General features: G+C 37.1%; 16 protein-coding genes. 10 read left to right on the forward strand and 6 right to left on the reverse strand.

Annotated features, from left to right (window positions below; all coding sequences use genetic code 11):
- Nucleotides 1–32: 32 nt before the first annotated feature.
- From GKR88_04900 to GKR88_04910, 3 genes are all read right to left on the reverse strand, one after another.
- Nucleotides 33–641: a 2-hydroxyhepta-2,4-diene-1,7-dioate isomerase gene (locus GKR88_04900; GenBank protein ID QMU63687.1), complete on the reverse strand. Its 609-nt coding sequence runs from the start codon at nt 639–641 to the stop codon at nt 33–35.
- 28 nt (nt 642–669) lie between these two features.
- Nucleotides 670–1,509, reverse strand: a complete 840-nt coding sequence (locus GKR88_04905; GenBank protein QMU63688.1) for a 1,4-dihydroxy-2-naphthoyl-CoA synthase — start codon at nt 1,507–1,509, stop codon at nt 670–672.
- Between the two features lie 225 nt (nt 1,510–1,734).
- Nucleotides 1,735–3,399 (reverse strand): hypothetical protein, encoded by a 1,665-nt coding sequence (locus GKR88_04910; protein ID QMU63689.1) that lies wholly within the window; start codon nt 3,397–3,399, stop codon nt 1,735–1,737.
- Nucleotides 3,400–3,645: 246 nt separating this feature from the next.
- On the opposite strand from GKR88_04910, the gene GKR88_04915 reads away from it, so the two are divergent.
- The 9 genes from GKR88_04915 to GKR88_04955 all read left to right on the forward strand — a co-directional run bounded on the left by GKR88_04915 (nt 3,646) and on the right by GKR88_04955 (nt 10,082).
- Nucleotides 3,646–3,858, forward strand: a complete 213-nt coding sequence (locus GKR88_04915; GenBank protein ID QMU63690.1) for a hypothetical protein — start codon at nt 3,646–3,648, stop codon at nt 3,856–3,858.
- A 52-nt stretch (nt 3,859–3,910) separates the two neighbouring features.
- Nucleotides 3,911–4,852 carry a hypothetical protein gene (locus GKR88_04920; GenBank protein QMU63691.1) on the forward strand — a complete coding sequence of 314 codons (942 nt, stop codon included), beginning with the start codon at nt 3,911–3,913 and terminating at the stop codon, nt 4,850–4,852.
- Between the two features lie 134 nt (nt 4,853–4,986).
- Entirely contained in the window at nt 4,987–5,361 is a 375-nt protein-coding gene (locus GKR88_04925) for a 30S ribosomal protein S12 (protein ID QMU63692.1), read from the forward strand.
- Between the two features lie 22 nt (nt 5,362–5,383).
- Nucleotides 5,384–5,860, forward strand: a complete 477-nt coding sequence (gene rpsG, locus GKR88_04930; GenBank protein ID QMU63693.1) for a 30S ribosomal protein S7 — start codon at nt 5,384–5,386, stop codon at nt 5,858–5,860.
- 5 nt (nt 5,861–5,865) lie between these two features.
- On the forward strand, nt 5,866–7,983 hold the full coding sequence (gene fusA / locus GKR88_04935) for an elongation factor G (GenBank protein ID QMU63694.1): 2,118 nt from the start codon (nt 5,866–5,868) through the stop codon (nt 7,981–7,983).
- Nucleotides 7,984–8,063: 80 nt separating this feature from the next.
- A complete protein-coding gene (gene rpsJ / locus GKR88_04940) occupies nt 8,064–8,369 on the forward strand; it encodes a 30S ribosomal protein S10 (GenBank protein QMU63695.1) in 306 nt (101 codons plus the stop codon).
- A 230-nt stretch (nt 8,370–8,599) separates the two neighbouring features.
- Complete coding sequence (locus GKR88_04945) at nt 8,600–8,803, forward strand: hypothetical protein (protein QMU63696.1); 204 nt, start codon at nt 8,600–8,602, stop codon at nt 8,801–8,803.
- Nucleotides 8,804–8,826: 23 nt separating this feature from the next.
- Entirely contained in the window at nt 8,827–9,243 is a 417-nt protein-coding gene (locus GKR88_04950) for a hypothetical protein (GenBank protein QMU63697.1), read from the forward strand.
- Nucleotides 9,244–9,329: 86 nt separating this feature from the next.
- Nucleotides 9,330–10,082: a hypothetical protein gene (locus GKR88_04955; protein ID QMU63698.1), complete on the forward strand. Its 753-nt coding sequence runs from the start codon at nt 9,330–9,332 to the stop codon at nt 10,080–10,082.
- 888 nt (nt 10,083–10,970) lie between these two features.
- On the opposite strand, the gene GKR88_04960 is transcribed toward GKR88_04955, so the two are convergent.
- Nucleotides 10,971–11,330, reverse strand: coding sequence for a 4Fe-4S dicluster domain-containing protein (locus GKR88_04960; protein ID QMU63699.1), 360 nt, complete (start codon nt 11,328–11,330; stop codon nt 10,971–10,973).
- Nucleotides 11,331–11,396: 66 nt separating this feature from the next.
- Here GKR88_04960 and GKR88_04965 point away from each other — a divergent pair, with 66 nt between their 5' ends.
- On the forward strand, nt 11,397–12,458 hold the full coding sequence (locus GKR88_04965; GenBank protein QMU63700.1) for an acyl-CoA reductase: 1,062 nt from the start codon (nt 11,397–11,399) through the stop codon (nt 12,456–12,458).
- A 217-nt stretch (nt 12,459–12,675) separates the two neighbouring features.
- Here the strand turns inward: GKR88_04965 and GKR88_04970 are convergent, their stop codons facing one another.
- Both GKR88_04970 and GKR88_04975 read right to left on the reverse strand, forming a co-directional pair.
- Nucleotides 12,676–13,617 carry a hypothetical protein gene (locus GKR88_04970; protein QMU63701.1) on the reverse strand — a complete coding sequence of 314 codons (942 nt, stop codon included), beginning with the start codon at nt 13,615–13,617 and terminating at the stop codon, nt 12,676–12,678.
- 52 nt (nt 13,618–13,669) lie between these two features.
- On the reverse strand, nt 13,670–13,882 hold the full coding sequence (locus GKR88_04975; GenBank protein ID QMU63702.1) for a hypothetical protein: 213 nt from the start codon (nt 13,880–13,882) through the stop codon (nt 13,670–13,672).
- Nucleotides 13,883–14,021: the final 139 nt, after the last annotated feature.

Below are 14,021 nucleotides of genomic sequence, written 5' to 3' on the forward strand. Positions count from 1 at the left end.
AAGTTGAACTATTTAAAGCTTTCCAATGCCTTTTATTTTACTTGTATCCGGAAAGCTTGTCTCCCTTCTATGGTTCCTGTTAATATGTCATGCTCCCGGACTTTTCCTACTCCTGCCGGCGTACCTGTAAAGATCAAATCTCCTTTTTTTAATGTAAAGTATTGAGAGATATGGCTAATCAATTCATCTATCTTCCACAGCATGGCATTTGTATTTCCGTTTTGCACCACTTCATGATTTTTTACCAGTTGAAATTTTAAATGCTCCAAATCAAAGTCCTCTTTTGGATAAAATGCTCCTACAACAGCACTTCCGTCAAAAGCCTTTGCTTTCTCCCACGGCAATCCTTTTTCTTTACACAACGCCTGAATATCACGAGCTGTAAAATCGATTCCCAAACCGATTTTATCATAATATTTATGAGCAAACTTTGTCGCGATATGTTTTCCTACCTTATTAATTTTTACTAAAACTTCTACTTCGTAATGAATATCGTCAGAGAACGGTGGAATAAAAAACGGGTGATTCTCTGGCAAGATGGATGAGTCAGGTTTTAGAAAGACAATAGGGCTTTCCGGCTTTTCATTATCTAATTCTGCTATGTGTTTGGCATAATTACGTCCAATGCAAATTATTTTCATATGTGTCGGTTGTGAGTTACCCTCTGATTTACGGTATCCATTTCTTTGGAAAATTTGGTTTTCTTTTTTCTAAAAATGCATCTCTTCCTTCTTTTGCTTCCTCTGTCATATAGGCTAATCTTGTTGCCTCCCCGGCAAATACCTGCTGACCCACCATCCCATCATCCGTTAAATTCATGGCAAATTTTAACATTTTAATGGAAGTCGGTGATTTTGCCAATATTTCCTGTGCCCATTCATAAGCTGTATTTTCCAGATCTGCATGTGGTACTACAGCATTTACCATTCCCATTTCACATGCCTCCTGCGCCGAATAATTTCTTCCCAAAAAAAAGATCTCACGTGCTCTTTTTTGTCCGACCATTTTCGCCAGATAAGCTGAGCCATATCCCCCGTCAAAAGAAGTAACATCTGCATCCGTTTGTTTAAAAACAGCATGTTCTTCACTTGCCAATGTTAAATCGCATACCACATGCAAGCTATGGCCCCCGCCAACAGCCCATCCGGGAACCACTGCAATAACTGCTTTTGGCATAAAGCGAATCAGACGTTGTACTTCCAGAATATTTAAGCGGTGATAACCGTCATTACCAACATAACCCTGGTATCCGCGAGCTTTTTGATCTCCTCCGGAACAAAAAGAATATACCCCGTCTTTACTTGAAGGCCCTTCTGCAGACAACAATACAACGCCTATCGACACATCTTCTCCTGCATCATAAAATGCATCGTATAGCTCTGAAGTTGTGTTGGGCCTAAATGCATTTCTTACATCCGGCCTGTTGAAAGCAATTCTAGCTACCCCATTTGATTTTTTATAGGTAATATCTTTATATTGTTTAACAGTAATCCAGTTGGGTGGTACCATACATGTAAACTTTAAATAGTTATATATGCAAAAATAACACATTCCTGTAGTATTCTATAATACCATTTTTGATTTTCAAGACCTCACAGGTTTTTAAAAACCTGTGAGGTCTAATTGAACTCATTTAAACTTTTTGGATTTAAGCGAACATTAGAAGTTTTTAGTAAATTGAAAAAGTTTAAATGAGTTCAATTTGTGAGGTCTAACTTTCCAACGATACCTCTTTCAAAAAAAGGCTTTCCAGCTAACCATAAGTTTTGAATTGCTAAAATCAAAAGTTGAAGAAGATGATTTGCCAAGCACATAGCCCAGGTTTATCTGAGAAGTATTGAGGGTGGTCAGATACCCTATTCCAAGGCCTAAAAGTGTTTCGTAAGTGTTGTTTATTTTTTTAGCCACTCCAATATCCGATATGGAATACAAATACGATGTTGCAGAGGTTAAATACCTGTACTCAAGATTAAAGAAGGAATATTGAGGCGTAAATATACTTTGCTCATTAAACCCTCGGATGCTATTTGCTCCTCCGATTCGATACACCTCATTATTTAAAAAAGAATCGGAAATCAATACTCCGGTTTCATTTTTCAGATAATACTGGTTTCTGCTGTTTAATACAAATAATTTTGAAAACTCCATATGGAATTTGGTTTGCTTTTCTGTTGGAAGAACAACACTGTTTCTGGTTCCAAACAGTACTTCGACATATAAGGTAGTCATTGCCGTTTGAGTGTATTTGAACGTAGCATTTTTATAATGATATCCGACGCCGTATAGACTATTATCAAATGCTTCAACAGCATTATTCGTGATATCTTCTTTTAAATTGTTGGAAGTACGATCAGAATAATTAAAAGAAATCCCGGAGATATTATTGATCTTGTATGAGAGTTTAGCATGAAACGAAGTGTTTAAAAAAGTAGAATCTTGTTTGTATAGGTCAAATTGCAGCTCCGGGCTCAACTTTGAATCAAAGATATACGGAATATTAGTTTTAAAAAAAAACGCCTGTCTTTCATTGCCGACACTATTCCACAATATGGATAAATGCTCGCCACCGTTCAAAATATTATTCAATTTCAAATCCAACATCCCGTTAAAGAGCAGCTCTCCACTGTTTTCATTTGAAGCAAAAGAAGCAATTCCGTCAATACTGTTATTATTTTTTTTCTTTAAATAGATGTAGAGCACCGTGGAATCTTTGGTAAAAAGCACTTCAGGAGGTTTTATCTCACTTACAAAAGGCAATGCTTTTGTCAACCCGGAAATTTCTTTCAACTTTTCTTTATTAAAAAGAGCTCCTTTATTGATATTCAGATCATGTCGGATGATTTTTTTTGAAATGGCCTCATAACCTTTTACTATAAAAGCATCCACCCGTCTGCTCTTTTTCTCTTTCACTTTTAGAGTTGCCGATAAAATAGTATCTTTCAGCCTGAATTTTTCCAAAGACACTTCGGCAAAGGATTTTCCCTCACGATCTTTACTCCTTGTCAAAGCTTCTAAAAAAGGTTCCACTTCAGCGGTTTTTAATACTAGCGTATCACCTCTCTTAGGATGATGAACCTGTTTAGGTATATATATATGTACGTTTGTTACCCGAAAACCAAGTTTGAAAACTACGGTATATTTTCCTGCCGGTTCTTCCATAAATGAGGTTTCGTATAAAAAATACCCCTTTCTTTTTAGAAATCTCCCAATTTTTTCAACCTCCAAATTCAAAGAATGCTTGTCTTTGTGAATCGTATCGTAAGCTATTTTTTGCAGGAATGCATGTTCAATAGCATCTTCTGCACTTATTGTAAAGGTCAATTTTTGCGCAAAACTTCCCTGGATCAGTAAGCTGGCTACAAGAATATAGATACCGGATAAAAAACGAATACGAAACATAGGATGATACCATTTGCGCTTTGATTTTACCTGAAAAAATAATATTGTTTTTTCAGTAATAACAAGGCAAAACTTTAAACTTGGAACTTTCAAACTTTAAACGGTATTACGAATGATGTCAAAAATATAATAAAAACCGACGAGTTATCCATTTTTTTAAAAGGCTTGCCAAAAATAAAGTGGGTGCATAACATTTTGTCGCGAAATAGTTATTTTTAAGGATTAACTTTTAAAAGCGACACCATTATGATTAGCGAAGAGGAATTTTTAGCCCAAGCCAAGAAGCGTTATCAAGCGATAGCAAAATTATCAAACATAAAGAGTTACTATGATTACGAAAAGACTTTTGATCAAATATGGACGGACTATGGTCGAGAGGTTTTAGAGAGAAGTATAAGCGAACCATCTAAAGACAGGCGTAAAAAAAAACTTATCACGTTACGGAAAGATAGAGATTAACAACACTCATCCCTTTAGTGAAAAAGTCAATGGATTTAAGATAAGTCCCTATATGCAAGACAAAATGATTTATATTGGTCAAAACGATTGTTATGGAGATGGTCATGAAGTTTTATCGAATCTTCTAGGTGTTTCAGTCAATGCGATGCAGCTTTACAGAGTCACAGACTTTTATGGTGGTTTATTAGAGCAAGAAAAAGTATTGGAGGTTGATGCCGTTGAACCTGATATTCTTAAGGTAGATAACCAAGAGTGCATATATGCTATGGTCGATGGGTCGATGCTTTTCACTCGGGAAGAGGCTTGGAAAGAAGTAAAATTAGGCAGAATTTTTAAACAGAGTAGCTGTATGGACATATCAAATAAACGTGGATGGATACGCCATTCGTTGTATGAAGCATATTTAGGCAAAGCTGATAAGTTTACAGATAGAATGGATAGATACTTAGGCTGTTACAGGAGTATTGATAAGCGACTGATTTTTGTTGGTGATGGTGCTAGATGGATATGGAAATGGGTAGATCAACATTACCCTTTTGCCACACAAATATTGGATTGGTATCATGCTTTAGAACATTTACACGATTTTGCTAAGGTTTGTCTCTCTAATCAAGAGTCATATAACAGTTGGGTTGGTCAACAGGAGCAACTACTAAAAAACAGTCAAGTAAATCAAGTCATTGAGAATATCAAAAACTTAGAATTGACAAAGCAAAATCAACGTAAACAACAAAGCCAACTTATCACATATTATACCGAAAATAGGTCGCGTATGGACTATCAGCAATATCAAAATACAGGAGCAGGTATTATAGGATCTGGAGCCATAGAAGCAGCTAACAGGGAGGTTGTTCAAAAAAGAATGAAACTCTCTGGACAACGTTGGTCTAAAATTGGAGCTCAAAATATGCTCACATTAAGAACAACTAAACTGAGTGATAAATGGAACAAAGTAGTTAACCTAATCTGTACTGAGAAAAATAAAGCTGCTTAAAACGACAAAATGTTATGCACCCAATAAAGTTTGGATATTTGATTAAAAAGAAATTAATTGTACATTTGCGCACTCTTAAAAAACGAGTTCAGAGAGTAAAATTTAATAAAAAACGAAAACAGTAACCTATTAGTATGCCAACTATTCAACAATTAGTTCGTAAAGGAAGAACCAAAATAACTAAGAAGAGTAAATCGGCTGCTTTGACATCTTGTCCTCAAAGACGGGGCGTTTGTACGCGAGTGTATACCACTACACCTAAAAAACCCAATTCGGCTATGCGTAAAGTAGCCAGGGTAAGGTTGACCAATGGTAATGAAATCAATGCGTACATCCCGGGAGAAGGACATAATTTGCAAGAGCACTCGATAGTATTAGTTAGAGGCGGAAGAGTTAAAGATTTGCCTGGTGTAAAGTACCATATTGTACGTGGTGCTTTGGATACGGCGGGAGTTGAGGGAAGAACTCAACGCAGATCTAAGTACGGGGCAAAACGCCCGAAAAAGTAATATAACTTTTAAATGAAGAAACATGAGAAAAAGAAGATCTAAAAAAAGAGTTTTGTTACCCGACCCGAGGTTTAATGACCAGTTAGTCACTCGTTTTGTAAACAACCTGATGTGGGACGGTAAGAAATCCGTAGCATTCAAAGTATTCTACGATGCCATTGACATTGTAGAACAGAAAAAAGAAGATGAAGAAAAAACAGCGTTGGAAGTTTGGAAAGACGGCTTGTCTAATGTAATGCCACATGTAGAAGTACGTTCCAGGCGTGTGGGGGGAGCCACTTTTCAGATTCCCATGCAGATCAGACCCGACCGTAAAGTGTCTATGGCGGTCAAATGGATGATCTCGTATGCCAGAAAGCGCAACGAAAAAACCATGGCACAACGCCTGGCTGCCGAAATCTTATCTGCGTCCAAAGAAGAAGGAGCAGCAGTTAAAAAAAGAGTAGATACACACAAAATGGCAGAAGCCAACAAGGCATTCTCTCACTTTAGATTTTAGTAAAAATGGCCAGAGATTTAAAATTTACGAGAAATATAGGTATTGCCGCACATATCGATGCCGGCAAGACCACCACCACCGAGCGCATCCTCTATTATACAGGCGTATCTCATAAAATAGGTGAAGTACACGACGGCGCGGCAACCATGGATTGGATGGAGCAGGAACAAGAAAGAGGGATTACCATTACCTCTGCTGCGACTACCTGTACATGGAATTTTCCGACTGAAAACGGAAAACCCACCGCAGATGCCAAAGGATACCACTTCAATATTATTGACACTCCGGGGCACGTAGACTTTACTGTGGAAGTAAACAGGTCATTACGTGTATTAGACGGGTTGGTATTCTTATTTTCCGCCGTTGATGGCGTTGAACCGCAATCCGAAACCAACTGGAGATTGGCTGACAACTACAAAGTGCCCAGAATGGGATTTGTAAATAAGATGGACCGCCAGGGATCTAACTTTCTGGCAGTATGTCAACAGGTAAAAGACATGCTGGGCTCCAATGCCGTACCTATTGTATTGCCCATTGGAGAAGAAGCAGATTTTAAAGGAATTGTAGATCTGGTAAAAAACAGAGCCATTGTATGGCACGAAGATACCCAGGGAGCCACATTTGATGTGATTGATATCCCGGAAGAATTAAAAACCGAAGCTGCCGAACTAAGAGCAAACCTTATTGAAGAAGTAGCCGGATACGATGAAAACTTGTTGGAAAAATTTATGGAAGATGAAGATTCCATTACGGAAGAAGAAGTGCATGCCGCACTAAGAGCTGCCGTTATGGACATGTCTATCATTCCTATGATTTGTGGCTCCGCATTTAAAAATAAAGGAGTTCAGTTTTTACTGGATGCCGTATGCCGTTACCTGCCATCTCCGACAGATAAGGAAGCTATTGTAGGAACAAACCCGAATACCGGAGAAGAAATTGCTCGTAAACCCGATGCAAAAGAACCCTTTTCCGCATTGGCATTTAAAATTGCAACAGACCCTTTCGTAGGGCGTTTGGCATTTTTCAGAGCTTATTCCGGACGTTTGGATGCCGGTTCCTATGTCATGAACAACCGTTCCGGTAAAAAAGAACGTATTTCGCGTATCTACCAGATGCACTCCAATAAACAAAATGCCATTGAGTATATAGAAGCCGGAGATATTGGAGCTGCCGTAGGTTTTAAAGACATTAAAACAGGAGATACTCTGTCTTCGGAAAAACACCCTATCGTATTAGAATCCATGAATTTTCCGGATCCGGTAATCGGTATTGCCGTAGAACCCAAAACCAAAGCAGATATTGATAAATTAGGACTGTCTTTGGGAAAACTGGCGGAAGAAGACCCTACCTTTACGGTAAGAACAGATGAAGCCTCCGGGCAGACCATTATTTCCGGAATGGGTGAGTTGCATTTGGACATTATTGTAGACCGCCTCAAACGCGAGTTCAAAGTAGATGTCAACCAGGGACAACCACAGGTAGAATACAAAGAAGCATTGACCGCAAAGGCAGACCACAGAGAAGTATATAAAAAACAATCGGGCGGTAGAGGTAAGTTTGCCGATATTATATTTACGATGGAACCTGCCGAAGAAGGAAAACAAGGCCTGGAATTTATTTCCAAAATCAAAGGAGGAAATATACCCAAAGAATTTATTCCGTCCGTAGAAAAAGGATTTAAAGAAGCAATGAAAAACGGCCCGCTGGCCGGGTACGAAGTGGATGCGATGAAGATTACGCTCAAAGACGGCTCTTTCCACGCGGTAGATTCTGACCAGCTATCTTTTGAATTAGCTGCAAAATTAGGATACAAAGCCGCTGCCCAACAAGCAAAGGCCGTGGTTATGGAGCCTATTATGAAACTGGAAGTGCTGACGCCCGAAGAAAATATGGGAGATATTGTCGGCGACCTGAACAGGCGTAGAGGCCAGGTATCGGATATGTCGGACAGGGCAGGATCTAAGGTAGTGAAAGCTACGGTGCCCCTGTCGGAAATGTTCGGTTATGTTACGGCATTGAGAACCCTGTCTTCCGGTAGAGCAACCTCTACTATGGAATTTTCTCACTATGCGGAAACACCGATCGTCATTTCGGAAGAAGTCATTGCAAAAGTTAAGAGTTAAGAGTTATAAAGTTAGGAGTTATAAAGTTGAAAGTTTATAAAAACCAATAACCATCAACTACCAACCAATAACCAAAAAATATGAGTCAAAAAATCAGAATAAAATTAAAATCGTACGATTATAGTTTGGTAGACAAATCTGCCGAAAAGATCGTAAAAACGGTAAAAAGCACCGGAGCTGTTGTAAACGGCCCGATTCCTTTACCTACCAACAAGAAGATATTTACGGTATTGCGTTCGCCTCACGTAAATAAAAAATCGAGAGAACAATTCCAGTTAGCTGCTTATAAGAGACTGTTAGATATTTACAGTTCTTCTTCCAAAACCATAGATGCGCTGATGAAACTGGAACTGCCAAGCGGTGTGGAAGTAGAAATAAAAGTATAAGAAGCTCTTTTACGGTTGGTGAGTCTAAAAACAAAGATTGATTTTAGTCCTTTGCGAGTTTATAAAAAATGGAATACGCCCGAATGCTTAAACGGAATCATTAGAACATTTTTTAAATTTTTATAACTTTCAACATACTCAAACATCGAAAAAAACAAAATATATTTTTCATATATAAAAAATATGTATATTTGCCGGAATTAAGTAATTATTAATATATAAAGATAAGAATGAAAATTAACAAAATTATTCAAAATGTAGCTAAAGTTAGCAGACAAACGATAGCTGTTTGTATGATCTTAGCGGGACTTTCCGGATTTGCTCAAGTGGGGGTGGGTACAGCTGGACCTGCAACAACGTTAGATATAGTAGGCTCCGGCGCTTCCGGAACCAGTAATAATACAGGCGGAGCTTTAGCCAGTGCCGATGGCTAACAGTCCCTCGTGTAAGTACAAATATGACCGGTACTCCTGCTAGTGGAGTAAGGGTAGGACAACTTGTATATAGTACGAATGCTTCTTCAACAGGGTTTTACTATTGGAATGGTAGTGCTTGGATTGCTTTAGTACCTGCTTCTGGCCCTGACTTTACGGTTGGTACAATTTTAACTGTAGATGCGATAACAAATGGCGATCAATCGGCAAATACAGCTAATAACGTATTCCATGTTACCAACACTGGTAGTGGACCTGGGAGTCAACCTATGACATTACCAACACCGTCTAGTAATGCGGGTCGTATTATAACTATTAAAAATAGTGGTGCTAGAGGTATACTATTTACAAATGCCCATAACTCTGTAATTCCTCTACAAGGCACTGCTGGAGGTGCTCTTATTTGTGATGTGGTAACTTGGATTAACCTTTTCCAGTAGTAGGTTAGTTAGTTTATAGGATAGGAGTTATTATATCTATTCTACTTCAAATAAAATTAAAGTAATTAATTATAAGTAATAATATCATGAGAAATACATTAATAATATTATGTCTTTTTGGATGTTTGACAACTTCTTTTGGACAGCTTAGAATATCGGAAGGGACTAATACTTCAGGGAATAATAGTATGGCTTTTATAGATGGATCTAGTTCCTCTAGTTTCAACGCATTCTTCGGAGCTAGTAAGGGGATTCTTTTTCCAAGAACGGATCTAACTCAAGTTGCCACTAGTAGTGCAAGCCATCAAGTTTTTGATAGAAACAGTATAGGGTCAATCACTAATAATCCAAACTATTATGATGGTCTGGTAGTATTTAACACAGGGTCAGGTCCAATACCGGCTGATGGTATGGGAACAAGTGCAAAGCCTGTATCACTTGGTTTTTATTACTATAGAAATACAAGTTCTACATGGAATGGCGGAACATGGATACCTATGGACTCCTCTTCCAGTGCCACTGCAATTACTCTGGGCACGCCTAGGTCTACCGGTACAAGAAATGCGGCCGGAGATGAAGTGTTGGTGGTTCAGTTAACAGGTGTTACAAATGGTACAACTACAGAAATCGATTTAACAGAAACGGCTGATTTACCAATAAATGCAGTAAAACAGTTTAGAAGAGCAGATATTTATAATGCAGCAGGGGTTTTGGTAATGATGGCAACAGGTGCTTACAATTCGGCTACAAATGTAGTTGTTACAGGGAATGGTTCATTCAATACATTATTGCCTGCTGCTAATGATTATACAGTAGAATTATACTATACGGCAAATTAAAAATATATAGAAAGTACTACGTATAAGCGTACGTACTTCTCTAAATTATTAGGGAAAAGCCTTATTCATATATGAATAAGGCTTTTTTATGCGCTTTAGAAAAGTTAGAAAGTTGAGACCTTTGCAGAAAACTTGGATCAATCCGAAAACTTGTGGGATTTTAAAGATATTATTGAAAACATTTAAATTGAGTCAATCGCAAAAGCATCATTCAATAGAGTTTAAAAACTTAATAAACAGTTATTTAATGGATATTCATTTAAAAAAAATCTGAAATGATAAAATTTTTATTCAAGTCTTCCTCACAACTTTTTTGCTTGATCCGAAAACTTGAAACCTGAAACTATATGATAAAATAATAAGGCCCCGAAAGCTAACGAGACCTGATTTATTATCCCCTTCTTATTATATAAAATTGTTTCTATAAAAAATGCTCTTTCTCAATTGCACCGTATCAAAACTTTAACCAAGTATAAGCTTTTTATTTGAAACTTCCTAATTTTTAGCAATATATTTTCTAAAAAGATAGTCATTATTACCTGTTAAAAAATACCAATCACTTCTGATACCATTTCTCACTTAAATTTACTCACTAAAAATTGCCCTTTTTCGCTTATGCTTCAAAATAAAACGAAACCGTAGCGCTATGTTTACCTTTTCTTTTTTGCCTAATCAAAAAATAGCTGTTTTTTAATTTGAGTAAATTTAAGTGAGAAATGGTATGAAACTTTTTTATATCGGTTATTATTCGAAATTATTTAAAAGAAAAATGATGATTTTTTTATTTATTTAAAAGTCTATTATAGAGTTTGAAAAGAAAGTTCCGGGTTTTAAGTTTCAGGTTCCGGGCTTGTGTTTTTTAACCTGAAACGTAGAACCTGAAACTTTTCAAACATCACCCCCGGTATGCATAAATCGCTGTTTTGCCAGTAATGCTTCTTCTGTTTCTATATGGTTCTCGTCCGGAACACAGCAGTCAACCGGGCAAACAGCTGCACATTGAGGTTCTTCATGAAACCCTTTACACTCGGTACATTTGTCAGCAACTATATAATAGATCTCATCCGAAACAGGAGCTTGTTCTTCATCTGCATTTGCAGTTTTCCCATTAGATAAAACAATCGCTCCTTTCAAATCGGTTCCGTCAGCATATTTCCAGCCATCGGCACCTTCGTAAATGGCCGTATTAGGACATTCGGGTTCGCAGGCTCCACAGTTTATACACTCATCCGTTATGATTATTGCCATATGATTCTCTTTAGTTTGTGTAACTTTGGCAAAAATACATCCTAAAAAAGTAGTAACCAAAAAAAAATGAGTAGTATTCAAAACAACATCTGTGCATTTTCGGAATTAGGTAATTTTTTAAGCCGGTTTTCGGGAAAAAGCATTCAAAAAAGAGAAAAAATACCTTATAGCGAACTTTTCTTTGACGGTTTTCAACATCAAATTACATTAGCAGAAGAAAACAATGCATGGTTTACCAAAGACAATATACTGTTTTCCTTAGCATATTGGGCGAAAGCCCTACAAAAAGAGAACCTGGAAAAATGGATATCCGGCAAACACATAGGAAAGAACACTTCCAAAAGAGTAGCCATCATCATGGCAGGAAATATTCCTTTGACAGGCTTTCATGATTTTTTATCCGTACTCATCTCCGGGCATGCCGTTTTGGTAAAGCAGTCGTCCAATGATAAGCACTTATTACCTTACCTGGCCAAATACCTGGCCAGTGTAAATGCATCTTTTAAAGAGAATATTACTTTTACCGAAGATACAATCGACCATTTTGACGCAGTCATTGCCACCGGAAGCAATAATACCGCCCGCTATTTTGAATACTATTTCAGAAACAAACCCGGTATTATCAGAAAAAACAGAAATTCCGTTGCGGTCATACAAGGGAACGAAACCGAGCAGGACTTTGAAAATTTGAGCAAAGATATTTTCAGGTATTTTGGACTGGGTTGTAGAAGTGTTTCCAAACTATTTGTTCCCAAAAGTTTTGATTTTGACCTTTTTTTTAAAGGAATGTATAAACAACATCAGATCATCAACCATCGAAAATATGCGAATAACTATGATTATAACAAAGCGGTGTATCTGATGAGTGCATTTGATATGCTGGAAAATGGTTTTCTTATCATCAAAGAAGATAAAAGCCATGCATCTCCCATTGCCAGTATTTTTTATGAGTATTATGATGATCCTGTCAACCTCAAAATAAAACTACATCGGGAAGCAGCACATATTCAATGCATAGTGGCCAAAAACTTTATAGAAAATGAGGTGAAATTTGGTCAGACACAATATCCGGTGTTATGGGATTATGCAGACGGCATAAATACGTTGGATTTTTTATCCGAAATTTAACAGAAAAACACTTATATCAGTTTAACTTTTTTGAAATCTTTCAATCTTTCAATTCATTGAATAATCCAATCGGTTATCCAAAAAACACCATCGGGTGTGATAACGGACAGCAAAATACTATTTTTCTAAAAAGAATAATACTATTTTTCCCTTACTTTAAAAGGCCTGAAACTTTCAAACTTTTAAACTTTCAACGGGTGCATAACATTTTGTCGTTTTAAGCAGCTTTATTTTTCTCAGTACAGATTAGGTTAACTACTTTGTTCCATTTATCACTCAGTTTAGTTGTTCTTAATGTGAGCATATTTTGAGCTCCAATTTTAGACCAACGTTGTCCAGAGAGTTTCATTCTTTTTTGAACAACCTCCCTGTTAGCTGCTTCTATGGCTCCAGATCCTATAATACCTGCTCCTGTATTTTGATATTGCTGATAGTCCATACGCGACCTATTTTCGGTATAATATGTGATAAGTTGGCTTTGTTGTTTACGTTGATTTTGCTTTGTCAATTCTAAGTTTTTGATATTCTCAATGACTTGATTTACTTGACTGTTTTTTAGTAGTTGCTCCTGTTGACCAACCCAACTGTTATATGACTCTTGATTAGAGAGACAAACCTTAGCAAAATCGTGTAAATGTTCTAAAGCATGATACCAATCCAATATTTGTGTGGCAAAAGGGTAATGTTGATCTACCCATTTCCATATCCATCTAGCACCATCACCAACAAAAATCAGTCGCTTATCAATACTCCTGTAACAGCCTAAGTATCTATCCATTCTATCTGTAAACTTATCAGCTTTGCCTAAATATGCTTCATACAACGAATGGCGTATCCATCCACGTTTATTTGATATGTCCATACAGCTACTCTGTTTAAAAATTCTGCCTAATTTTACTTCTTTCCAAGCCTCTTCCCGAGTGAAAAGCATCGACCCATCGACCATAGCATATATGCACTCTTGGTTATCTACCTTAAGAATATCAGGTTCAACGGCATCAACCTCCAATACTTTTTCTTGCTCTAATAAACCACCATAAAAGTCTGTGACTCTGTAAAGCTGCATCGCATTGACTGAAACACCTAGAAGATTCGATAAAACTTCATGACCATCTCCATAACAATCGTTTTGACCAATATAAATCATTTTGTCTTGCATATAGGGACTTATCTTAAATCCATTGACTTTTTCACTAAAGGGATGAGTGTTGTTAATCTCTATCTTTCCGTAACGTGATAAGTTTTTTTTTACGCCTGTCTTTAGATGGTTCGCTTATACTTCTCTCTAAAACCTCTCGACCATAGTCCGTCCATATTTGATCAAAAGTCTTTTCGTAATCATAGTAACTCTTTATGTTTGATAATTTTGCTATCGCTTGATAACGCTTCTTGGCTTGGGCTAAAAATTCCTCTTCGCTAATCATAATGGTGTCGCTTTTAAAAGTTAATCCTTAAAAATAACTATTTCGCGACAAAATGTTATGCACCCCTTTCAACTACATAAAATTGCAGGCGTATAATTTTTTTGTATATTTGCGCACTCTAAAAGTAAAAAGCCGGTAA

This window comes from Flavobacteriaceae bacterium (assembly GCA_014075215.1).
GTDB lineage: Bacteria > Bacteroidota > Bacteroidia > Flavobacteriales > Flavobacteriaceae > Polaribacter.

Coding starts and splice junctions, on each gene's coding strand:
- GKR88_04900 (QMU63687.1), bottom strand. CDS start 641: ATGAAAATAATTTGCATTGGACGTAATTATGCCAAACACATAGCAGAA.
- GKR88_04905 (QMU63688.1), bottom strand. CDS start 1,509: ATGGTACCACCCAACTGGATTACTGTTAAACAATATAAAGATATTACC.
- GKR88_04910 (QMU63689.1), bottom strand. CDS start 3,399: ATGTTTCGTATTCGTTTTTTATCCGGTATCTATATTCTTGTAGCCAGC.
- GKR88_04915 (QMU63690.1), top strand. CDS start 3,646: ATGATTAGCGAAGAGGAATTTTTAGCCCAAGCCAAGAAGCGTTATCAA.
- GKR88_04920 (QMU63691.1), top strand. CDS start 3,911: ATGCAAGACAAAATGATTTATATTGGTCAAAACGATTGTTATGGAGAT.
- GKR88_04925 (QMU63692.1), top strand. CDS start 4,987: ATGCCAACTATTCAACAATTAGTTCGTAAAGGAAGAACCAAAATAACT.
- rpsG (QMU63693.1), top strand. CDS start 5,384: ATGAGAAAAAGAAGATCTAAAAAAAGAGTTTTGTTACCCGACCCGAGG.
- fusA (QMU63694.1), top strand. CDS start 5,866: ATGGCCAGAGATTTAAAATTTACGAGAAATATAGGTATTGCCGCACAT.
- rpsJ (QMU63695.1), top strand. CDS start 8,064: ATGAGTCAAAAAATCAGAATAAAATTAAAATCGTACGATTATAGTTTG.
- GKR88_04945 (QMU63696.1), top strand. CDS start 8,600: ATGAAAATTAACAAAATTATTCAAAATGTAGCTAAAGTTAGCAGACAA.
- GKR88_04950 (QMU63697.1), top strand. CDS start 8,827: ATGACCGGTACTCCTGCTAGTGGAGTAAGGGTAGGACAACTTGTATAT.
- GKR88_04955 (QMU63698.1), top strand. CDS start 9,330: ATGAGAAATACATTAATAATATTATGTCTTTTTGGATGTTTGACAACT.
- GKR88_04960 (QMU63699.1), bottom strand. CDS start 11,330: ATGGCAATAATCATAACGGATGAGTGTATAAACTGTGGAGCCTGCGAA.
- GKR88_04965 (QMU63700.1), top strand. CDS start 11,397: ATGAGTAGTATTCAAAACAACATCTGTGCATTTTCGGAATTAGGTAAT.
- GKR88_04970 (QMU63701.1), bottom strand. CDS start 13,617: ATGCAAGACAAAATGATTTATATTGGTCAAAACGATTGTTATGGAGAT.
- GKR88_04975 (QMU63702.1), bottom strand. CDS start 13,882: ATGATTAGCGAAGAGGAATTTTTAGCCCAAGCCAAGAAGCGTTATCAA.